The sequence below is a fragment of the Streptomyces sp. NPDC058534 genome, assembly GCF_042717365.1.
In the GTDB taxonomy this organism is placed as follows: Bacteria; Actinomycetota; Actinomycetes; order Streptomycetales; family Streptomycetaceae; genus Streptomyces.
In genome coordinates this window covers 1-21,110 of sequence record NZ_JBHXNW010000002.1, presented here as the reverse complement: position 1 = coordinate 21,110, position 21,110 = coordinate 1, and the positions used below count along the sequence as shown (strand labels likewise).

General features: G+C 71.5%; 18 protein-coding genes and 3 pseudogenes. 5 read left to right on the top strand and 16 right to left on the bottom strand.

The window, feature by feature from the left end; all coding sequences use genetic code 11:
• The 12 genes from ACFWR9_RS01180 to ACFWR9_RS01125 all read right to left on the bottom strand — a co-directional run.
• Positions 1-430: inositol-3-phosphate synthase (locus tag ACFWR9_RS01180; RefSeq protein WP_383833592.1), on the bottom strand; the 430-nt coding region annotated here is incomplete at its 3' end.
• A 121-nt stretch (positions 431-551) separates the two neighbouring features.
• Positions 552-4,265, bottom strand: a complete 3,714-nt coding sequence (locus ACFWR9_RS01175; RefSeq protein WP_383833589.1) for a ThuA domain-containing protein — start codon at positions 4,263-4,265, stop codon at positions 552-554.
• A gap of 264 nt (positions 4,266-4,529) precedes the next feature.
• A complete protein-coding gene (locus ACFWR9_RS01170; protein ID WP_383833586.1) occupies positions 4,530-5,528 on the bottom strand; it encodes a sugar phosphate isomerase/epimerase family protein in 999 nt (332 codons plus the stop codon).
• 16 nt (positions 5,529-5,544) lie between these two features.
• Positions 5,545-6,795 carry a Gfo/Idh/MocA family protein gene (locus tag ACFWR9_RS01165; RefSeq protein WP_383833583.1) on the bottom strand — a complete coding sequence of 417 codons (1,251 nt, stop codon included), beginning with the start codon at positions 6,793-6,795 and terminating at the stop codon, positions 5,545-5,547.
• An 86-nt stretch (positions 6,796-6,881) separates the two neighbouring features.
• Positions 6,882-7,928: a substrate-binding domain-containing protein gene (locus ACFWR9_RS01160; RefSeq protein ID WP_383833580.1), complete on the bottom strand. Its 1,047-nt coding sequence runs from the start codon at positions 7,926-7,928 to the stop codon at positions 6,882-6,884.
• 17 nt (positions 7,929-7,945) lie between these two features.
• Complete coding sequence (locus ACFWR9_RS01155; protein ID WP_383833577.1) at positions 7,946-8,965, bottom strand: ABC transporter permease; 1,020 nt, start codon at positions 8,963-8,965, stop codon at positions 7,946-7,948.
• Positions 8,962-10,479 carry a sugar ABC transporter ATP-binding protein gene (locus ACFWR9_RS01150; RefSeq protein WP_383833574.1) on the bottom strand — a complete coding sequence of 506 codons (1,518 nt, stop codon included), beginning with the start codon at positions 10,477-10,479 and terminating at the stop codon, positions 8,962-8,964. Before ACFWR9_RS01150 ends, ACFWR9_RS01155 begins: the two co-directional genes overlap by 4 nt.
• 114 nt (positions 10,480-10,593) lie before the next feature.
• Positions 10,594-11,775: an ROK family transcriptional regulator gene (locus ACFWR9_RS01145; RefSeq protein ID WP_234956977.1), complete on the bottom strand. Its 1,182-nt coding sequence runs from the start codon at positions 11,773-11,775 to the stop codon at positions 10,594-10,596.
• A 239-nt stretch (positions 11,776-12,014) separates the two neighbouring features.
• Positions 12,015-12,692, bottom strand: coding sequence for a GntR family transcriptional regulator (locus ACFWR9_RS01140; RefSeq protein WP_383833571.1), 678 nt, complete (start codon positions 12,690-12,692; stop codon positions 12,015-12,017).
• A gap of 167 nt (positions 12,693-12,859) precedes the next feature.
• Entirely contained in the window at positions 12,860-13,810 is a 951-nt protein-coding gene (locus tag ACFWR9_RS01135) for a beta-ketoacyl-ACP synthase III (protein ID WP_383833568.1), read from the bottom strand.
• Positions 13,811-14,006: 196 nt separating this feature from the next.
• Positions 14,007-14,150, bottom strand: coding sequence for a hypothetical protein (locus ACFWR9_RS01130; RefSeq protein ID WP_163016127.1), 144 nt, complete (start codon positions 14,148-14,150; stop codon positions 14,007-14,009).
• Positions 14,119-15,459 (bottom strand): OFA family MFS transporter, encoded by a 1,341-nt coding sequence (locus tag ACFWR9_RS01125; protein ID WP_383833564.1) that lies wholly within the window; start codon positions 15,457-15,459, stop codon positions 14,119-14,121. The genes ACFWR9_RS01130 and ACFWR9_RS01125 overlap by 32 nt, the downstream gene beginning before the upstream one ends.
• Positions 15,460-15,628: 169 nt before the next feature.
• On the opposite strand from ACFWR9_RS01125, the pseudogene ACFWR9_RS01120 reads away from it, so the two are divergent.
• The 5 genes and pseudogenes from ACFWR9_RS01120 to ACFWR9_RS01100 all read left to right on the top strand — a co-directional run.
• Positions 15,629-15,841: pseudogene (locus ACFWR9_RS01120) on the top strand (ketopantoate reductase family protein); the annotation flags it as partial.
• A gap of 157 nt (positions 15,842-15,998) precedes the next feature.
• Positions 15,999-16,493: pseudogene (locus ACFWR9_RS01115) on the top strand (4Fe-4S binding protein); the annotation flags it as partial.
• An 18-nt stretch (positions 16,494-16,511) separates the two neighbouring features.
• The gene (fdhD, locus tag ACFWR9_RS01110; protein ID WP_383833562.1) at positions 16,512-17,396 is read left to right on the top strand and encodes a formate dehydrogenase accessory sulfurtransferase FdhD; all 885 of its coding nucleotides are present in this window, start codon (positions 16,512-16,514) and stop codon (positions 17,394-17,396) included.
• 164 nt (positions 17,397-17,560) lie between these two features.
• Positions 17,561-17,815, top strand: coding sequence for a DUF6400 family protein (locus ACFWR9_RS01105; protein WP_383833559.1), 255 nt, complete (start codon positions 17,561-17,563; stop codon positions 17,813-17,815).
• Positions 17,799-18,029 carry a hypothetical protein gene (locus ACFWR9_RS01100; protein WP_383833556.1) on the top strand — a complete coding sequence of 77 codons (231 nt, stop codon included), beginning with the start codon at positions 17,799-17,801 and terminating at the stop codon, positions 18,027-18,029. Before ACFWR9_RS01105 ends, ACFWR9_RS01100 begins: the two co-directional genes overlap by 17 nt.
• A 17-nt stretch (positions 18,030-18,046) precedes the next feature.
• Here ACFWR9_RS01100 and hypE read toward each other — a convergent pair whose 3' ends face one another.
• From hypE to ACFWR9_RS01080, 4 genes and pseudogenes are all read right to left on the bottom strand, one after another.
• Complete coding sequence (hypE, locus tag ACFWR9_RS01095; protein WP_383833553.1) at positions 18,047-19,114, bottom strand: hydrogenase expression/formation protein HypE; 1,068 nt, start codon at positions 19,112-19,114, stop codon at positions 18,047-18,049.
• Positions 19,107-20,243, bottom strand: coding sequence for a hydrogenase formation protein HypD (hypD, locus tag ACFWR9_RS01090; protein WP_383833551.1), 1,137 nt, complete (start codon positions 20,241-20,243; stop codon positions 19,107-19,109). The genes hypE and hypD overlap by 8 nt, the downstream gene beginning before the upstream one ends.
• Complete coding sequence (locus tag ACFWR9_RS01085) at positions 20,240-20,569, bottom strand: HypC/HybG/HupF family hydrogenase formation chaperone (protein ID WP_383833548.1); 330 nt, start codon at positions 20,567-20,569, stop codon at positions 20,240-20,242. The genes hypD and ACFWR9_RS01085 overlap by 4 nt, the downstream gene beginning before the upstream one ends.
• A gap of 10 nt (positions 20,570-20,579) precedes the next feature.
• Positions 20,580-21,110: pseudogene (locus tag ACFWR9_RS01080) on the bottom strand (hypothetical protein); the annotation flags it as partial.

Sequence of the window (21,110 nt, the reverse complement as noted above, 5' to 3'; positions counted from 1 at the left end):
GCACGACGTCGGGGTTGGCGGCGGCAAACCGGTCGATATTTTCGTCGGGGCGGGGGGGGGGCCCGCCGCCGGTGTCGCGGGGGGGGGGGCCGCCGGGCCGGATCTCCCGGTCGGCGGCGACGAGTTCGGCGTGCACGGCGGACGGCAGCCCGTGCGGCAGCACACCGCCGGCGGCGAGGTGCTCGGCGCGTTTGGGCAGCGGGCAGTCGAGGGTGTCGTGACCGCCGAAGACGAGCGACGACAACGATGGCAGACCGCACGAGGTGAAGGGCGCGGTCTCGGTGACCATGCCGGTCGCCGGGTGGAGCCCGGCGGCGACGGCGGCGCAGCCCGCGATCGCGGTGGTGGCCACGGAGCCGCGTGCCCCGATGAGCCAGACGCCGAAACGCGGTGCCGTGGAGGGGGTGGGCAGGAACGGTTCGGCGGACATGGGCAGCCTCCTTGTCGTACGCGAACCGGATGTGAGCGCCGGAAGCGGGGGCCGGGCGCGGGGCCCGGCGGGACGGCGGGCGGAGGTCCGGCGTCCTCCGCCCGCCGCCGTCTGATCGCCCTTAGGAGGGCAGTTCCCTGAGCTGGATGTCGCGGAAGGAGACCTGGTCGTCGGCGCCGTGGTTCTGGAGGCCGATGTGCCCGTCGGTCAGGCTCCGCTCGGGGTCCTTGTTGGTGAAGTCGTTGATCTTGACTCCGTTGAGGAACACCTGGAGGCGTTCGCCGCGGACCTTGATCTCGTAGGAGTTCCACTGGCCGGGCGGCCGCAGAACCTGGTCACGGGCCTTGATGTTGGCCGACTTGAACGAGTAGACGGAGCCCGTGGTGCGGTCGGGCGCGTCCGAGGCGTCGATCTGGATCTCGTAGCCCTTGTTCACCGCGGACCAGGGGTCGTCGGAGGCGGGGAAGCCCACGAAGATCCCGGAGTTGTCGTCGCCCTGCATCTTCCAGTCGAGCTTGAGGGAGTACGACTTCAGCTCCTTGGCCTGGTACCAGAGCAGACCCATGCCGCCGTTGGACTCCAGCGTGCCGTCCTTGACGTCGAACTTGCCGGGGCCGGCCTGCTTCCAGCCTTCCAGGGTCTGGCCGTTGAAGATGTCCCGGTAGCCCTTGCTCGGCTTGCAGTCCGCCTTGACCTGGCCGGTGGCGTACTGCATACCGCCGAGCAGATGACCGCGGAAGGCCTCGTCCGCGTAGGACTCCTTGGTGTGACCGCCGCCGGTGTAGAAGGAGCGGCCGCCGCCGTAGCTCTGGCACCAGGCGATCGGGTGGTCGCCCTTCATGTTCCCGCCGTCGTAGGTGGTCTCGTCGAGGGTGGCGAGGACCTTGGCCTGGTCACGCGGGTTGGTGCGGTAGTTGTACCACTCGTCGGTGCGCTCCCAGGCGTCGTCCAGGTGCGCGGTGGACGGGTGGTCGTGGTCCTCGACGCGGACGGTGGCCTTCTGGATGGCCGGGTGCGAGTCGAAGTAGGCGCCGACGAGGCCGCCGTAGAACTCCCAGTCGTACTCCGTGTCGGCGGCGGCGTGGATGCCCATGTAGCCGCCGCCGTTCTTGACGTAGTTCTCGAACGCCGTCTGCTGGTCGGCGTTGAGGACGTCACCGGTGGTGGACAGGAAGGCGACCGCGTCGTACTTGGCAAGGTTGGCGGTGGTGAACTGTCCGGCCTCCTCGGTCGCGGTGACGGAGATGCCGCCGGGGGCGCCGATCTCCTTCAGCGCGGCGATGCCCTCCGGGATGGAGTCGTGCCGGAAGCCGGCCGTCCTGGAGAAGACCAGGACCTTCTTGCCGGCCTTGAACGGCTCCTTGGAGAACTCGAAGTCGTCGACGTCGTACAGCGCGCCCTCGCCGCCCTTGAAGACCAGGTAGATGTCCGTGGTCTTCCTGGGCAGGGAACGCAGCGGTACGTCGACGTTCTGGAAGGTCTCCCAGCTGCCGGTCGGCGGGATGTACGCGGAGCCGTGCAGCTTGCCGGTCGGCGAGCCCGTGCGCACCTCGATGTGGCCGCCGGCGCCGCCGGAGGAGGCCCGTACGGTCAGCTTCTTCTGGCCGTCGAGCTTGTAGGGGCTGAAGGAGATCCAGTCGCCGTCGTCGATGTTGCCGACGGTCTTGCCGCCGTTGGCCCCGGTCTTGTCGATGACCGAGACGCCCGACTGGTCGGCGAAGTGCTCGGCCTGGCGGTGCGGGGGCTGGATCACGGTGCGGGCGGTGCCGGTCAGGGCCTCCTGGCCGTTCGCCCCGCCGTCGGTGTAGCTGGCGCCGACGACGCCGTAGATGTTGGCGTTGGGGTCGTGACCGCCGTCGCCGGGCGGCGGCTTGAGGGTGCCCTCACAGCCCATCTCGCTGGTCAGCTCGTGGGCGTGGGAGTCGTGGCCGAGGCTGTAGGCGACCTTGACCTTGGAGCAGTCGATGGTCTCCTCGGGGTCGGTGACCTTCACCTTGAAGGGGATGGGCTCGCCCATGGGGAGCAGGGTGCCGTTGCCCGGGGTCTCGATGGTCACCTTGGGTTCGGTGTTGCCGACCACGATCCGGACGCTGGCGTTGCCGGTGTTGCCCTCGGGGTCCTTGGCGGTGAAGGTCGCGGTGTAGGTGCCGACCTTCTTGTACGTGTGGGTGGGGGTCAGGCCCTCGCCCTTGGTGCCGTCGCCGAAGTCCCAGCCGTAGGTGAGGTCCGGGGAGTCGGCGTCCTTGGCGGTCGCGTTGAACTTGACCTTCAGGCCGGCGGCGCCGGACGTCTTGTCGGCGCTCACCTCGGCGATCGGGGAGAAGCCGTCCGCGGCGTTCTCGATCCGGTAGAGCCCGGAGTTCTCGTCGCCCTGGAACCAGGAGAGGCCGTAGTCGAGGACGTAGAGCGCGCCGTCGGGGCCGAACTCCATGTCCATGATCTGGGTGCCGGTCCACGGGAAGTCGTTGATCTTCGCGACCGTGCCGTCGGCATTCTGCTCGATCCGCTTGATCCACCGGCGGCCGAACTCACCCGCGAAGAAGTCGCCGTCGTACTCCTCGGGGAACTTCACGCTGGACTCGAGGTCGGGGTCGTAGCGGTAGACCGGGCCGCCCATCGGGGACTCGGAGCCGGTGCCGAACTCGGGCACGGACGCGCCGTCGTACGGGATCCAGGCGGCCTGCGCGGGCGGCAGGTCGGTGAGTCCGGTGTTGTGCCGGGACGTGTTCTTGGGCGCGGCGCAGTCGAACTTGTCACCGGAGGCACCGGTGGCGAAGTCGTAGTCGTTGTACGCGTCGTTGTTGCCCGTGCAGAACGGCCAGCCGAAGTTGGCGGCCTTGGTGACCTTGGCGAACTCGACCTGTCCGGCCGGTCCGCGGTTCGGGTCGGCGGCGCCGGCGTCGGGGCCGTAGTCGCCGACGTAGACCGTTCCGGTCTTCTCGTCGATGTTCAGCCGGAACGGGTTGCGGAAGCCCATCGCGTAGATCTCGGGGCGGGTCTTCTCGGTGCCCGGGGCGAAGAGGTTGCCCTCCGGGACGGTGTACGAGCCGTCCTCGGCGACCTTGATCCGCAGGATCTTGCCGCGCAGGTCGTTGGTGTTGCCGGCGCTGCGGCGGGCGTCGAAGGCCGGGTTGCGGTCCGCCCGCTCGTCGATCGGCGTGAAGCCGTCGGAGGCGAAGGGGTTGGTGTCGTCACCGGTGGACAGGTAGAGGTTGCCCTCGGCGTCGAAGTCGATGTCGCCGCCGACGTGGCAGCAGGTGCCGCGGGAGGCCGCGACGTCCAGGACCTTCTTCTCGCTGGCCTTGTCGAGGGTGCCGTCGGGCTGGAGGACGAAGCGGGAGAGGCGGTTGACGCCGTCGAACTTCGCGAAGTCCGCGGCGGTGCCGGTCTCCGGGGCGTCGCCCGCGGGGGTGTCGAGCGGCGGGGCGTAGTAGAGGTAGATGGCCCGGTTGTTCTCGAAGTCCGGGTCGATACCGACGCCCTGGAGGCCCTCCTCGTCGTGGCTGTAGACGTCGAGCTTGCCGGCGACCTTGGTGACGCCGCCCTGGTCGGTGAGGCGCAGCGTGCCGTCGCGCGAGGTGTGCAGGACGCTGCGGTCCGGGAGCACGGCGAGCGACATCGGCTCGCCCATCTCGGGCTCGCCCTTGGCGAGCGGTACCTGCTGGAACTGTCCCTCGGCGGCCGCCGGTTCGTCGTGCTCCGGGTGGCCGGGGTGGGCGCCGGCGACGGTCGCCGGGGTGCCCACGGCCAGCATCAGGCCGGTGAAGAGGGCGAGGGTGGTGCGGAGCCTGGGACGCCTCGTGGTCCTGGCGCTCTTGAGTCTGCTTCTGTGCACGAAGTCCCTCCGGGAACGGGTGGGCCGTACGGAACGGGTGCGATGACCTGTCGATGCGGGCGCCGGGGTGCGCCGTCACCCCGGAGGCGTGGGTGTCCTGAACACTTCAGGGACGGTAACCGCGTTCGTCCGGGGCCAACACCCCTTGGGCCGGGACTTGTTTGAACTTTTTCCCAACTCAGGACAAAGCGGGATCCGGGCAGGCCGGACCGGGGACCGGTGGTGGCACCGGCCCCCGTCCCGGCCGGTGGCCGGAAGTGCGGGTCAGCTGTTGAACGCGGCGTCGAAGGACGCGCTGGGCGGCTCGAAGTCGAAGGCCTTGAGGCGGGTGAGGGCTTCGGGGGCGCCCTGGAGCCGGTCCATGCCGGCGTCCTCCCACTCGACGGAGACGGGCCCCTGGTAGTCGATGGAGCGGAGCATGCGGAAGACGTCCTCCCAGGGGACGTCGCCGTGTCCGGCCGAGACGAAGTCCCAGCCGCGCCGCGGGTCGCCCCAGGGCAGGTGGGAGCCGAGGCGGCCGTTGCGGCCGTCGAGGCGTTTGCGGGCCTCCTTGCAGTCGACGTGGTAGATGCGGTCGCGGAAGTCCCACAGGAAGCCGACCGGGTCGAGGTCCTGCCAGACGAAGTGCGAGGGGTCGAAGTTCAGCCCGAAGGCGGGCCGGTGGCCGACCGCCTCCAGGGCGCGCTGCGTGGTCCAGTAGTCGTAGGCGATCTCGCTGGGGTGCACCTCGTGCGCGAACCGCACGCCCTCCGCGTCGAAGACGTCGAGGATCGGGTTCCAGCGGTCCGCGAAGTCCTGGTAGCCGCGCTCGATCATCGGCTCGGGGACCGGCGGGAACATGGCGACCAGGTGCCAGATGGCCGAGCCGGTGAAGCCGATGACGGTGTCGACGCCGAGGCGGGCGGCGGCCCGCGCCGTGTCCTTGATCTCGGCGGCGGCGCGCTGCCGCACACCCTCGGCGTCCCCGTCGCCCCAGATGCGGGCGGGCAGGATGGCCTCGTGGCGTTCGTCGATGATGGCGTCGCAGACCGCCTGGCCGACCAGGTGGTTGGAGATCGCCCAGCACTTGAGTCCGTACTTGTCGAGCAGCTGGTGCCGGGATTCCACGTAGGACGGGTCCGCGAGGGCCTTGTCGACCTCGAAGTGGTCGCCCCAGCAGGCGAGTTCGAGGCCGTCGTAGCCGAAGTCGCGGGCGAGGCGGCAGACCTCCTCCAGGGGCAGGTCCGCCCACTGACCGGTGAAGAGAGTGAAGTTGCGCGGCATGTCGCTGCCAGCCTCCTCAGGGAGCGATCGGGGTGTAGACGGAGTTCTTCTCGGCGCTCTCCTCCACCGCCGCGAGCACCCGCTGCACCTGGAGCCCGTCGGCGAAGGAGGGCTCGGGGCGGCGGCCCTCGGCGACGGCGTGGACGAGGTCGCGCGCCTGGTGCACGAAGGTGTGCTCGTAGCCGAGTCCGTGGCCCGGCGGCCACCAGGCGTCCAGGTAGGGGTGCTCGGGTTCGGTGACGAGGATGCGGCGGAACCCGGCGTGCTCTCCCGGCTCCGTACCGTCGTGGTACGACAGCTCGTTGAGCCGTTCCAGGTCGAAGGCGAGCGAACCGCGCTCGCCGTTGAGTTCGATGCGCAGGGAGTTCTTGCGGCCGGTGGCGTACCGGGTGGCCTCGAAGGAGACCAGGGCGCCGGAGGTGAGGCGGCCGGTGAACACGGCCGCGTCGTCGACGGTGACCTCGCCGGTGACGCCGTCGGCCGAGCCCGCGGTGAGGCCCCGGGCGGCGCCGGCGGGCAGCGGGCGCTGCCGTACGAAGGTCTCGGTGAGGGCGGAGACGCCCGCGATCCGCTCCCCCGTCAGGTACTGGGCGAGGTCGACGATGTGGGCGCCGAGGTCGCCGAGCGCCCCCGACCCGGCCAGTTCCTTGCGCAGCCGCCAGGTGAGCGGGGCCTCGGGGTCCACCAGCCAGTCCTGGAGGTAGGTCACCCGCACGTGCCGCAGCCGTCCGACGCGGCCCTCGGCGACCATCCGCCGGGCCAGCGCGGTGGCGGGCACCCGGCGGTAGTTGAAGCCGACCATCGCCAACTGGCCGCGCGCGCCCGCCTCCTCGGCGACCCGCGTCATCTCCTCCGCCTCTTCGACGGTGTTGGCCAGCGGCTTCTCGCACAGCACGTGCTTGCCGGCGGCCAGCGCGGCCAGCGCGATCTCGGCGTGGCTGTCGCCGGGGGTGCAGACGTCGACCACGTCGATGTCGTCCCGCTCGACCAGGATCCGCCAGTCCGTCTCGGTGCTCTCCCAGCCGTGCCGGTCGGCCGCCGTGCGGACGGCGTCGGCGTCCCGCCCGCAGATCGCGGCCAGCACCGGGTTCAGCGGCAGGTCGAAGACCCGGCCTGCGGTGCGCCAGCCCTGGGAGTGGGCGGCACCCATGAAGGCGTAGCCGACCATGCCGACGCGCAGGGGCGGTCTGGTCGCGGATGCCCCCGTCGCCCCGGTTCCGGTCCCACTGTCGGTCCCGGTCCCCTCGGGCTGCTGCGGCTGTCCCATACGGATGTCCTCCTCGTCGTGGTGGCGCGGTGGGGGGTGGGACCCGCCCCGGCCGGCTGGTCAGGCCGCTGCCGGGGCGGAATCCGTCACTTGAAGCCCGTGGACATGTACTGGTCGACGTTCTCCTTGTCGACGACGGCCGAGTAGCAGGTGACCGTCGAGGGGATCTCGAACTCGGCGAGGCCGCTGATGCCCTTGCCCTGGCCGAGGGCGCGGGCCAGGTCGATCGCGGAGGCCGCCATGGTCGGCGGGTAGAGCACGGTCGCCTTGAGTACGCCGCTGTCGGCCTTGATGGCCTGGAAGGCGGAGAGCGCGCCGGCGCCGCCGACCATCATGAAGTCGTCGCGTCCGGCCTGCTCGATGGCGCGCAGGGCGCCCACGCCCTGGTCGTCGTCGTGGTTCCACAGGGCGTCGAACTGCGACTGGGCCTGGAGCATCTGGGCCATCTTGGACTGACCCGACTCGACCGTGAACTCGGCGGCCTGGCGGGCCACCTTCTTGATGTTCGGGTAGTTCTTCAGGCCGTCGTCGAAGCCCTGGGTGCGCTGCTTGGTCAGCTCCAGGTTGTCCAGCCCGGCCAGCTCGATGACCTTGGCGTTCGGCTTGTCCCTGAGCTTCTCGCCGATGTAGTGGGCGGCGTTGAGGCCCATGCCGTAGTTGTCGCCGCCGACCCAGCAGCGGTAGGCCTGCGGGGAGTTGAAGATGCGGTCGAGGTTGACGACCGGGATGCCCGCGCGCATCGCCTTGAGGCCGACCTGGGTGAGCGCCTTGCCGTCGGCCGGCAGCACCACCAGGACGTCGACCTTCTTGTTGATCAGGGTCTCGATCTGGCCGATCTGCTGCGCGGTGTCGTTGGAGCCCTCGGTCACCTCCAGGGTGACCTCGGAGTACTTCTCGGCGCGCTTCTTGGCGTTGTCGTTGATGGCGTTGAGCCAGCCGTGGTCGGCCTGCGGGCCGGCGTAGCCGATGGTGACCGGCTTGCCCGGCTTGTCGTCGGCGGCCGGCTGCTCGTTGGCGGCGGACTTGTCGTCGCCGTCGGCGGGGTCGTTGCTCGTGCACCCCGTGAGGACGGCACCGGCGGACACGGCGGCGGCTCCGAAGAGCAGCCCTCTGCGACTCGTGAGCTTCGTCATGACGGTGAACCCTTTCCTCAATGCGTGCTTGCGGTACGGCGCTGGACCAGCACGGCGGCGACGATGATCGCGCCCTTGGCGATCTGCTGCACGGCGGTCTCCAGGTTGTTCAGGGCGAAGATGTTCGTGATCGTGGTGAAGATCAGGACGCCGAGCACGGAGCCGACGATGGTCCCGCGTCCGCCGCTGAGCAGCGTGCCGCCGATGATCGCGGCGGCGATGGCGTCGAGTTCGTAGAGGTTGCCGTTGGTGTTCTGGCCGGAGCCGGCCAGGGAGATCAGCAGGAAGGCGGCGATGCCGCAGCACAGCCCGGACAGCAGGTAGAGATAAAGGCGCTGGCGGCGGACGTCGATGCCGGCCAGCCGGGCGGCCTCCGGGTTGCCGCCGACGGCGACGGTGCGGCGGCCGAAGGTGGTCCGGTTGAGCACCAGCCAGCCGATGACGGTGACGGCCGCGAAGACCAGGACCAGCGGCGGGATGCCCAGCACGTACCAGTCCCGCTCGGCGAGGTCGAGGACGCTCGGCACCGTGACGACCTGGGTGCGCCCGTCGGTGATCTGCAGTGCCAGGCCGCGCGCCGAGGCCAGCATGGCGAGGGTGGCGATGAACGGGACCATCGTCCCGTACGCGACGAGCACGCCGTTGACCAGGCCGCAGCCCACTCCGACGATGATCGCGGTGAACAGGATGCCGGCGAAGCCGTACTCCTGGGTGGCGACGGTGGTCGCCCACACCGAGGACAGGGCGACGATGGCGCCCACCGAGAGGTCGATGCCCCCGGACATGATCACGAAGGTCATGCCGACGGTGACGACGCCGATGACGGACGCCTGGGTGAGCACCAGCTGGAGGTTGCGGGTGTCGAGGAACGCCTCGGGCTGGGTGATGCCGCCGATGAGGACCAGTGCGGCGAGCACGCCGAGCAGGCTGAGGGTGCGGACGTCGGCGCCGGCCGTCAGGTTCTTCCAGGCGGGCCGGGTGTCCACCGGTGCCGCCTTGCCGGTGCCGTCCCGCGGCGGGGACACGTGCTGCGTCATGACGCCGGGCTTCCTTCCATTACGAGGTCGAGTACGCGGTGTTCGTCGAGTTCGCGGGCGGGGGCCTCGTGCACGACGTTCCCCTCGCGCAGTACCAGCACCCGGTCGGCCAGGCCCAGTACCTCGGGGACCTCGCTGGAGACCAGCAGGACGGCGAGGCCCTCATCGGCGAGGCGCCGGATGACGGCGTACAGCTCCGCGCGGGCGCCCACGTCGACGCCGCGGGTGGGTTCGTCGAGCAGCAGGACCCGGCAGCCGCGCAGCAGCCAGCGGGCGAGTACCGCCTTCTGCTGGTTGCCGCCGGAGAGGGTGCGCACCGGCGCGGAGGGGTTGTCGGGCCGCAGCGACAGTTCGCGGGTCGCGGCGCGGGCGGCGCTCAGTTCGGCGCCGCGGTCGATCCAGCCGCCGCGCGAGAAGCGGGACATGGCGGAGACCGACACGTTGCGGGTCACGGACTCCAGCATCAGCAGGGCCTGCGCCTTGCGCTCCTCGGGGGCGAGTCCGAGTCCGGCGCGCACCGCGGCGCGCACGCTGCCCGGCCGCAGCGGCCGTCCGTCGACGAGGACCTGTCCGGCGTTCGGCTTGCGGGCCCCGTAGACCGTCTCCAGGATCTCGGAGCGGCCGGAGCCGACGAGTCCGGCGAGGCCGACGATCTCGCCGGGGCGGACCTCCAGGTCGAGCGGGGCGAACTCGCCGTGCCGGGTCAGTCCCCGGACGCTCAGCACCGGCTCACCGGTGCCGGGGGCGACGGGCCGCTCCGGGAAGACGTACTCGACGTTGCGCCCCGTCATCAGCGCCACCACGTCGCGGGTGGGCGTCTCCTTGGCGGGCAGCCCGCCGGCCACCGCCCGGCCGTCCTTGAGGACGGTGACCCGGTCGCCGATGCGGCGGATCTCCTCCAGGCGGTGCGAGATGTAGACGACGGCGACGCCGTCCGCGGTGAGGTCGGCGACGATGCGGAAGAGGTTGTCGACCTCGTCCGGGTCGAGCGCGGCGGACGGCTCGTCCATCACGATGAGCCGTACGTCGTGCGAGAGCGCCCGCGCCATGGACACGATCTGCTGCTGGGCCGCGGAGAGGTCCCCGACCAGCCGGCCCGGGTCGACCTCGGGGTGCCCGAGCCGCTTCAGCAGCTGGGCCGTCGAGGTCTTCGCCGTCTTTCCGCGCACGACGAAGCCGGCGCTGGTCGGCTCGTGTCCGAGGTGGACGTTCTCGGCCACCGACAGGTGTTCCACCAGGTCGAGTTCCTGGTAGATGGTGGCGATGCCGAGACGCATGGCCGCGATGGGCGAGCGCAGGGTGACGTCCTCGCCGCGCCAGCGGATGGTGCCGGTGTCGGGCTGGTGGGCGCCGGCCAGCACCTTGATGAGGGTGGACTTCCCGGCGCCGTTCTGGCCGAGCAGGCAGTGCACCTCGCCGGCCTGGACGTCGAGGTCGACGCCGTCCAGGGCCCGGACTCCGGGGAACGACTTGGTGATGCCGGACATGCTGAGCAGCGGTGGTTCTGGTGCCATGTGAGGTCCCCTCGGCGGGCATGCGGGCCGGTGTCAGGGCAGAGCGGGGCAGAGCAGGGCAGGGCAGGGCAGAGCGCTGTGCTGGTGGAGCGTGGCTGAGGTACCGAACGGTGCCTACGCGGGTGAGAACAGGTGGTCGCTGATCAGGCGGGCCGCGCCGATGACTCCGGCGGTGGGGCCCAACTCCCCCAGGACGATGGGGAGGTTGCCGGTCGCCAGCGGCAGCGACTGGCGGTAGACCTGGGTGCGGATCGCGGCGAGCAGGTTGTGGCCGAGGCCGGTCACCCCGCCGCCGATCACCACCAGGCCCGGGTTGAAGAAGCTGACCAGGCCCGCGATGACCTGGCCGGTGCTGCGGCCGCCCTCGCGGATCAGGTCGAGTGCGGTGGCGTCGCCCGCGGCGGCCGCGGCGGCGACGTCGGCGGCACTGAGGACGCCGTTCGCCTCCAGCCGGTTCGCGAGTTCGGCCGAACCGCCCTGTTCGGCGGCCTCCATGGCGTCGCGGGCCAGCGCCGCGCCGCTGAAGTGGGCCTCCAGGCACCCCCGGTTGCCGCAGGCGCACTGGCGTCCGTCGGGCACGGCCTGGATGTGCCCGATGTCGCCCGCGCTGCCCGTGGTCCCCCGGTACACGTCACCGCCGACGACGATGCCGCAGCCGATGCCGGTTCCGATCTTGACGACGAGGAAGTCGTGCACGGTGCGGGCGACGCCCGCGTGCTGCTCCCCCAGCGCCATCAGGTTGACGTCGTTGTCGACCATGACCGGGCAGCCGAGGTCCTGGCTGAGCGCCTCCCGCACGGGGAAGCCGTCCCAGCCCGGCATGATCGGCGGAGCCACCGGCACACCCTCGGGGAAGCGGACCGGCCCCGGGACGCCGATGCCGGCGCCGTCGAAGCCCTCCGCGAGTCCCGAGGCCCGCAGCTTGGCGGCCATGGACAGCACCTGCTCGAAGACCGCGACGGGTCCCTCGCGTACGTCCATGGGCTGGTTGATGTGCCCGAGGATCTCCAGCTCGGCGTTGGTGACGGCGACGTCGACCGAGGTCGCGCCGATGTCGACGCCGAGGAAGCGCAGTTCCGGGTTGAGCCGGACGTTGTGGCTGCGGCGCCCGCCGCGCGAGGCGGCGAGTCCGTCGGCCACGACCAGCCCCGTCTCCAGCAGCCGGTCCACCTCCACGGCCAGCTTGGACCGGGAGAGGTCGACCTGGTCGCCCAGCTGGGCACGGGAGTTGGGCCCGCCGTCGCGCAACAGCTGGAGCAGTCGCGCCTGGTGGGTGTTGGCGGGTCGTGCGGTCATGCGTCTCACGAGCCCCTCCCGCCTCAATCGGCCTTGAGTCTGCCGGTTTCCGGCCACGTTCCGTGGCCTGCTTTCGGAGGGAACGTAGCAGTGGGCGCCGGGTGTGGGAAGAAGTTGCGCACGAATTACTGCGAACTTTCTCCACTGAGTGGACAAAGACGGGGGCGGCGTCGGCCGTACGCGGACACGACGAAGCCGCCCGGCCTTTCCGCCGGGCGGCTGCTGGACAGGCTCTGACCTCAGGATTCTCCGCGCGCGTGGTACGAACGCCGGGTGTGTTCGGTGTGCTCGCGCATCAGCCGGGTCGCCGTCTGCTCGTCCCGGTCGGCGATGGCGGCGATCAGCCCGCGGTGCTCGATCCATGACTGCCGGCCGCGCTGCCGGGCGATCGGCGTGTAGTACCAGCGGACCCGGCGGTCGACCTGTGCGGCCAGTTCACCGAGGACGGCGTTGCTCGCCAGGTCCATGATCTTCGCGTGAAAGCGGGCGTTGAGGACGACGGCGGCGTCCACGTCGTCGGCGGCGACGGCCCGCTCGCCCTCGTCGCACAGCTCCTCCAGCGCGGTCACGCCCGCCCGGCCGGTGTGGGCCGCCGCGAGCCGGGCCGCCTCGGCCTCCAGGAGCGTGCGCACCGTCAGGAGCTGGTCCGCCTCGGCCTCAATCGGCTCGTGCACGAACGCGCCCTGCGCCGGGCGCAGATCGACCCAGCCCTCGGTGTTGAGCCGCTGCAGGGCCTCCCGCACCGGCTGCCTCGACACTCCGAGGTGGCCGGCGAGTTCACTCTCGACGAGGTGCTGGCCGGGCTGGAGGGCCCGGGTGGTGATGAGTTCGAGCAGCGCATCGTAGACACGGTCGCGCAGCGGGCCGGGGCGTTCGAGCTTGGGCACCGCGCCCTGCGGCAGTCCTGCGGACAACATCGGTCCCCCCGTCGAAAGCCGGCACACAACCCGTACGGGAAGTATTGATTGTCTTTCGTCTACAGTCTACGGCGCTGGGCGGGCGCGGAGCGGGTGTAGGCCACGTCACATCAGGGGGTGGGCGGGGCCGTTCAAGGGGCCGCTCAAGGGGCCGTTCAAGGGGCCGTTCAGGGGCAGCGGACGACCTGTCCGGCGTAGGAGAGGTTGCCGCCGAAGCCGAAGAGCAGGACCGGGTCGCCGGTGGTGATCTCGCCGCGCTCGACCAGCTTGGAGAGGGCGAGGGGGATGCTCGCCGCGGAGGTGTTGCCGGACTCGACGACGTCCCGGGCGACCACGGCGCGGGTCGCGCCGATCTTCGCGGCGAGGGGTTCGATGATGCGCAGGTTGGCCTGGTGCAGGACGATCGCCGCGAGGTCGGCGGGTTCGAGGCCGGAGCGCTCGCAGGCCTGGCGGGCGATGGCGGGCAGCCGCGTGGTCGCCCAGCGGTAGACGCTCTGGCCCTCCTGGGCGAACCTCGGGGGCGTGCCCTCGATGCGGACCGCGTTGCCCATCTCGGGCACCGATCCCCACAGTACGGGGCCGATCCCGGGCTCCTCGCCCGGCGCGCAGGCCTCCACGACCGCGGCTCCCGCCCCGTCGCCGACCAGCACACAGGTGGTGCGGTCGGTCCAGTCGGTCACCTCGGACATCTTGTCCGCGCCGATGACCAGCGCCCTGCTCGACGAACCGGCCCGGACGGCGTGGTCGGCGGTGGCCAGGGCGTGGGTGAAGCCCGCGCACACGACGTTGAGGTCCAGCGCGGCGGGGCCCGGCATGCCGAGGCGGGCCGCGACGCGGGCGGCGGTGTTCGGGGAGCGGTCGATCGCGGTGGAGGTGGCGACCACGACCATGTCCACGTCGGCGGGGGTCAGGCCGGCCGAGGCGAGCGCCTTGGCGGCGGCGTGGCCGGCCAGCTCGTCGACCGGCTCGTCCGGTCCGGCGATCCGCCGGGTCCGGATTCCCGCCCGGCTCCTGATCCACTCGTCGCTGGTGTCGACCATGCCCGCAAGGTCCTCGTTGGTCAGGACCCGGGCGGGCTGGTAGTGGCCTACGGCGGTGATCCGGGAGCCTTGGTGCATGGGTGGAGTCCTCGCTGCCTCGGGTACGGGATCCACCAGTGTGATCAGTGACCGACGGGTACGACGGCAGGTGATACGACAGGAAACGGGCGCGCGGCTTGTCGGCTTCGGTCAGCATCCCGGCGCCGGCGCGCCACCCGTCGCCCTCTGTCCCCTCTTCCTCGCTACCCGTCTCCCTCCCTACCCGTTTTCCTCCCTACCCGGTGAACAGCTGGGTGGCCTTCCGGACGAGTTCGTACAGCCCGTAGGCGAGCGGTGCGCCCACCCAGAGCCAGGTGAAGGCGATCAGCGGCCGCCGGTCGGGGACGTCAGGCGGACTCTGGCTGCTCTCGGGGGACATCGGCGGCCTCCTTCGGTGCCTCGGTGGCGGGCAGGTGGTGGCGGGCGTGGACGGGGCGGACGAGTTCGTTGGCGACGAGGCCGACCACCAGCAGCCCGATCATGATGACGAAGGAGGTGCCGTACAGGTCGGCGCCGTGCCGGCCGGCCTCCTCCTGCCGGTCGGCGATCCAGTTCACGATCAGCGGGCCGAGCACACCGGCCAAGGACCAGGCGGTGAGCAGCCGTCCGTGGATCGCGCCGACCTGGTAGGTGCCGAAGAGGTCCTTCAGGTAGGCGGGGATGGTCGCGAAGCCGCCGCCGTAGAAGGACAGCACGACGAGGGCGCACAGGACGAACAGCGGCTTGGAGGAGTCGCCGAACAGGGCGATCAGCGCGTACATCACCGCGCCGACGCCGAGGTAGACGCGGTAGATGTTCTTGCGTCCGATCAGGTCGGAGGTCGAGGACCAGCCGATCCGGCCCGCCATGTTGGCCGCCGACAGCAGGGCGACGAAGCCCGCGGCGGCGGTCACCGACACCGGTGTGGAGGTGTCGGCGAAGAAGTCCGTGATCATCGGCGCGGCCTTCTCCAGGATGCCGATGCCGGCCGTCACGTTCATGCAGAGCACGACCCACAGCAGCCAGAACTGCGGGGTGCGCAGGGCGGCGCGGGCGGAGACCTGCACGCCCTCCAGGGCGACCGGTTTGCCGTCCGCCCGCTCCTTGGGGCGCGGCACCCGCACGAGCAGCACGCCGAGCAGCATGAAGACGGCGTACGCCAGTCCGTGCACGAGGAAGGCGAGCGCGATCCCCGAGCTGTCGGTGCCGAAGGACTCCAGCATCTGCGCCGACCAGGGCGAGGCGATGAGGGCGCCGCCGCCGAAGCCCATGATGGCGATGCCGGTGGCCATGCCCGGCCGGTCCGGGAACCACTTGATCAGCGTCGAGACGGGCGAGATGTAGCCGATGCCGAGGCCGATCCCGCCGACGAAGCCGTAGCCGAGGACGATCAGCCAGTACTGCTCCACGGCCGCGCCGAGCGCGGAGAGCAGGAAGCCGGACGAGAAGCAGACCAGGGCGACGGTCATCGCCCAGCGCGGGCCGTGCCGTTCCACGAGCGTGCCGCCGAACGCGGCCGACAGACCGAGCATGACGATGCCGAGCTGGAAGGGCAGCGCGCTCTGGGTGCCGCTGAGGCCGAGCGCGGATTCCAGCGGCGGTTTGAACACGGACCAGGCGTAGGCCTGACCGATGGAGAGGTGGACCGAGAGAGCTGCCGGGGGAACGAGCCAGCGGCTCCAGCCCGGAGGTGCGACGGGGGGACTCATGGGTCCCCAACCGTAAGGACCGGGAAAGCACTTGAGAAGACTGTTGAGCAGACAACCACTAGTGCTGCACAAAGCCTTGCTGGGCCAACCTCCATACTGTAGACACTATTTCGTCGACATCTCGTTCGGCAGTTCCGCGGTATCCCTCGACCGAACGGAGCTCCCCGTCATGAAAGTCGCAGTCCTCGGCGCCGGGGCGATCGGCGCCTACGTCGGCGCCGCGCTCCACCGTGCGGGCGCCGACGTGCATCTCATCGCCCGTGGACCGCATCTGGCGGCCATGAGGCAGTACGGAGTACGGGTGCGCAGCCCGCGCGGCGACTACACCGCGCACCCCCACGCCACCGACGACCCGGCCGAGGTAGGCCCGGCCGACCCCGTCCGGCGTTTGAGGACGAGGCCGTTCAGGCCGACAGCGGGGGTCCGGGGGGCGGCAGCCCCCGGGGTCGGGACCGGGAAGGGGCGGCGGGGGCGAGAAATCCGCTACGCCACCGCCGTCACCGCCCCCGCGCTCGCGGTCCCGCAGACCGGCGACCCCGCTCTCACCCTCCTCCACCGCATCGGCACCACCGACCCCACCTCCCTGGACGCCTACCGCGCCGCCGGCGGCTACACCGCCCTGCGCCGCGCCTTCGCCCTCGGCCCCGCCGGCGTCATCCACGAGGTCACCGACGCCGGACCTGTACGTGCGGGACTACGGCAAGTGCATCCTCTGCTACAAGTGCGTGGACGCCTGCGGCGACCAGTGGTGGAACAGCTTCGCCATCTCCGTCTCCGGCCGGGGTTTCGACGCCCGGATCTCGGTCGAGCACGACGGTCGGCTGACCGACTCGGCGTGCGTCTACTGCGGCAACTGCATCGAGGTGTGCCCCACGGGCGCCCTCTCCTACTGCGGAGTGGGCTGCAATCTCACGCTCCGCGTGCAGGACAATGAGATCGTGAAGGTCACCTCGCCGCACGACAACCCGGTGACCCACGGCAACCTCTGCATCAAGGGCCGCTTCGGCTACCAGCACGTACAGAACCGGGACTGACCGGCAAGGGGCACGGACATGGGACGAGTCACGGAACGACGCAAGGTGATCCGCGTACGGGACGGTGCGGTCTCCACCCGCCCGGACACGCTCGTCGCCGAGGAACCGCTGGAGATCCGGCTGAACGGCAAGCCGCTGGCGATCACGATGCGCACACCCGGCGACGACTTCGCGCTGGCGGCCGGTTTCCTGGTCAGCGAGGGCGTGCTCGCCGAGCGGAGCGACCTCCAGAACATCGTGTACTGCGCCGGCGCGACGGATGGGGGCACCTCCCGCGCGAGCGCAGCCGAGCGTGGGGGAGGCTCCAACACGTACAACGTGGTCGACGTGCGGACCTCCCCCGGCGTGCGGATCCCCGACATCACCCTGGAGCGGAACGTCTACACGACCTCGTCCTGCGGACTGTGCGGCAAGGCGAGCCTGGACGCGGTGCGTACGACGGCCCGCTGGCCCATCGCCGACACTCCCCCGGTCCTGGTCACCCCGGAGCTGCTGGCGGACCTGCCCGACCGGCTGCGCGCGTCCCAGCGGGTCTTCGACCGGACCGGCGGACTGCACGCGGCGGCCCTGTTCGCCGAGGACGGGGAGCTGGTCGACGTACGGGAGGACGTGGGCCGGCACAACGCGGTCGACAAGCTGGTCGGCCGCGCCCTGCAGAACGGGGACCTGCCGCTGTCCCGCTCCGTCCTGCTCGTGTCGGGCCGGGCCTCCTTCGAGCTGGCGCAGAAGGCCGTGATGGCCGGCATCCCGGTGCTGGCCGCGGTGTCGGCACCGTCCTCGCTCGCGGTGGACCTGGCCGCCGAGACGGGTCTGACGCTGGTCGGGTTCCTGCGCGGCAGCTCCATGAACGTGTACGCGGGCGAGGACCGCGTCGCCCTGCGGGCCGCGGCCGCCCAGGGCTGACCCTGCTCCCCGCGGCACGGCGGCGGGGCCCCGGCCGGCGGGGAGCGCCCCCTGCGCCGCGGGGCCCCGCCGTGAATGGCATCGGTCACATCACCCTTCCCCACGGCCTCACGCTCTGGTAGGAGTGGCTGGACCAGTACGTTCCCCCGCGAAAGCCCCGTTCCATGACTGCCGGCCCTGCCCCACGTGACCTGCCCGACTTCGTGCTCGACCTCTCCCTGGAGGAGGCCCGCAGGCGTGCCGAGGTGGTGGCGGCGCTCGGCCCCGACTGGGACCCCGTCGCCGCGCTGCGTTCGGAGCAGGAGGCGCACGCCCTGCTCTACTCCGGGCTGGACGCGGAGCAGGAGCGGACGTACGCGATGCTCGTGGCGGCCGGTGTGCTGCCGGAAGCGGACCGGGGCGATGCGTCTTCCCATTGATCCGCAGGCCGACCGGGCCCGCCGCGCCTGGGTCCCCTGCCCCGGCTGCGACGACGCCCGCGACTGCGTGACGTGCGCCGCGCGGCAGAACTGCCCCGCGCACTGGCGCTACCTCATAGCGAACGACGGACCGCGCGTCCACCTCCAGTGCCCGGGCTGCACCCACACCTGGACTCTGGACACCCGCCCCGGAAGACGCGGCCGGTCCGGCTGACCCGTCGCCGGGACCGGTCAGCAGATCCGCGGCAGTTGCTCCCCGAGCGGCATGTCCACCACCCGTGTGCCGCCGAGCCCGGTCCGGGCGACGACCATGCCGGGGTGGTTCGCGACCACCTCGCCGAGCACCGCCGCCTCGGCGCCCAGCGGATGGGCCCGCATCGCGGCGAGGACCACGTCGGCGTGGTCCCGCGGGACGAAGGCGACGAGCTTGCCCTCGTTCGCCACGTACATCGGGTCGAGGCCCAGCATGGCGCAGGCTCCGGCCACGGGCGCCGGCACCGGCACCGCGCGCTCCTGGACGGCGATCCCGCATCCGGAGGCCGCGGCGATCTCGTTGAGCGAGGCGGCCAGGCCGCCGCGGGTCGGGTCGCGCAGCGCGTGCAGGTCTTGGCAGACGGCCAGCATCGCCTCGACGAGCCCGCCCAGCGCCGCGCAGTCGCTCTCGACGTCCGTCTCGAACCGGAGGTTCTCCCGTTCGCTCAGGATGGCCACACCGTGCACCCCGATGGCGCCGCTGACCAGCACGACATCGCCCGGCACGACCCGCTGCGGGCGCAGGTCGACGCCGTCGGGGACCAGGCCGATGCCGGAGGTGTTGACGTAGACGCCGTCGCCGTGCCCTGCCTCCACGACCTTGGTGTCGCCCGTAACGACCCGGACCCCGGCCGCGCGGGCGGCGGCCCCGAGCGCCTCGGACACCTTGGCGACGGTGTCGATCGGGACGCCCTCCTCCAGGATCAGCCCGCAGGAGAGGTAGGCGGCCCGGGCACCGCTCATGGCGAGGTCGTTGACCGTGCCGTTGACGGCGAGGTCGCCGATGCTGCCCCCGGGGAAGAACAGCGGCCGGACCACGAACGTGTCGGTGGAGAAGGCGAGTCGCGCCCCGCCCAGCTCGACCACGGCGGAGTCGGTCAGCGGCGCCGGTGCGGGACCGGCGAGCGCCGGGAGGACGACCTGCTCGATCAGCTCGGCGGACAGGGCGCCGCCCCCGCCGTGGCCCATCACCACGCGCGGCACGTCACGCAGGGGCGCCGGGCAGGTCCAGGAGAGCATGTCCGGTGCTGCGGTGGTGTCAGACAACGGCGCTGTCCTCCAGGCTCGTGGCGGCCGGACGGGCCGGCAGTTCCAGCCGCCGGTACAGGTAGTACGCCGCGCAGGCGCCCTCGCTGGAGACCATGGTGGCTCCGAGTGGCGTACGGGGGGTGCAGGTCGTGCCGAAGACCTCGCACTCGTGGGGTTTGAGGAGGCCCTGCAGGACCTCTCCGCTGCGGCACTCGGCGGGCTCACGGGTGGCGATGTCGCCTACCTGGAAACGGTGTTCGGCGTCGTGGTCCCGGTAGCGGTCGGAGAGCCGCCAGCCGCTGTCCGGGATGGTCCCGATGCCTCGCCAGGCGCGGTCGGTCACCTCGAAGACGTCGTCCAGCATCGCCAGCGCGGCCGGGTTGCCCTCGGCCCGCACCGCGCGCGGGTAGGCGTTCTCGACCGTGTGCTCGCCCCGTTCCAGCTGGCGCACGGTGCGGCGTACGCCTTCCAGGATGTCGAGCGGTTCGAAGCCGGTCACCACGATGGGCACCTTGAACCGTTCGGCGAGCGCCGGGTACTCCTCGGTGCCCATCACGCTGCACACGTGTCCTGCGGCCAGAAAGCCCTGCACCCGGCAGTCCGGCGACCGCATGACCGCCTCGATCGCGGGCGGGACGCGCACGTGGGAGACCAGCAGGCTGAAGTTGCGGATGCCGCGCCTGCGGGCCTGATGGACGGTCATGGCGTTGGGCGGGGCGGTCGTCTCGAAGCCGATGCCGAAGAAGACGACCTCCCGGTCGGGGTTCTCCTCGGCGATCCGCAGGGCGTCGAGCGGGGAGTAGACCACACGGACGTCGCCGCCCGCGCTCCGGACCTGGAACAGGTCACGGCCGGTGCCCGGCACGCGGAGCATGTCGCCGAAGGAGCAGAAGATGACCCCGGGACGGGAGGCGATCTCCAGGGCCTTGTCGATGACCTCCAGCGGGGTGACGCACACCGGACAGCCCGGCCCGTGGATCAACTCGATCTCATCGGGGAGCAGTTGGTCGATGCCGTGCCGGATGATGGTGTGCGTCTGGCCGCCGCACACCTCCATCAGCGCCCACGGCCTGGTCACCGTGGCCCTGATGTCGTCGAGGAGGCGGGCCGCCAGCTCCGGGTCCTGGAACTCGTCGATGTACTTCACCGCCGTACCTCCTCGGCGAGGCCGCCGCCGTCCGCCGGGCCCGCCTGCTCGGCCTGCGCGGCATGCTCGGCCTGCTCCCACGGGTCGCCGAACTCCTCCTGGAGCATCCCGAGGTTCTCGAACAGCTCCAGTGTTCTGCGGGCCGACTCCTCGTCGAGCCGTTGGAGGGCGAAGCCGACATGGACGATGGTGTACTCGCCGACCTTCAGGTCGGGCAGGTACTCCAGGCACACCTCCTTGACCACGCCGCCGAAGTCGACGGTGGCCATCCGGGTGCCGTCCCTGTCCTCGACGCCCAGCACTCTGCCGGGTACCGCCAGGCACATGTCTGTCTCCTCACTGGTTGATGGCTGCCGCGCGGGCGGCCACGACGAGCTGGCCGAGTGCCAGTCCGCCGTCGCCCGGCGGGATCTCCCGATGGCGCAGCACGGTGAAGCCGTCCGCGCGCAGGCCGCGGGCGCAGGCGGAGGAGAGCACCGTGTTGGCGAACACTCCGCCGGTCAGCGCCACCGTCCGCAGGCCGGTCTCCTCACGGGCCACGGCGCAGACCGTGCGCACCAGGCGGGCGACGGCGTGGTGGAACCGGGCCGCGACGACGGCCGTGGGGGTGCCCCTCCGTACGTCCTCCACGACGGCGGCCAGCAGGGGCGCGGGGTCGGCGCGCAGCGCGGTGCCGTCCGCTCGCCTGCGGCCGGCCGTCAGGTGGAAGGTGTGGCGCGGGGGCGCGCCGGGGTGGGCCCCCGCCGGGGCGGGCGCCCCCCCCCCCACCACCCAACGGGGGGGGCGGGGCGCGCGGGACCCGGGGTGGTGGCCCCCCCCCCCCCCGGGGGGCGCGCCGCCGCGCCCCCCCCCGCCCGCCCGCCCCAA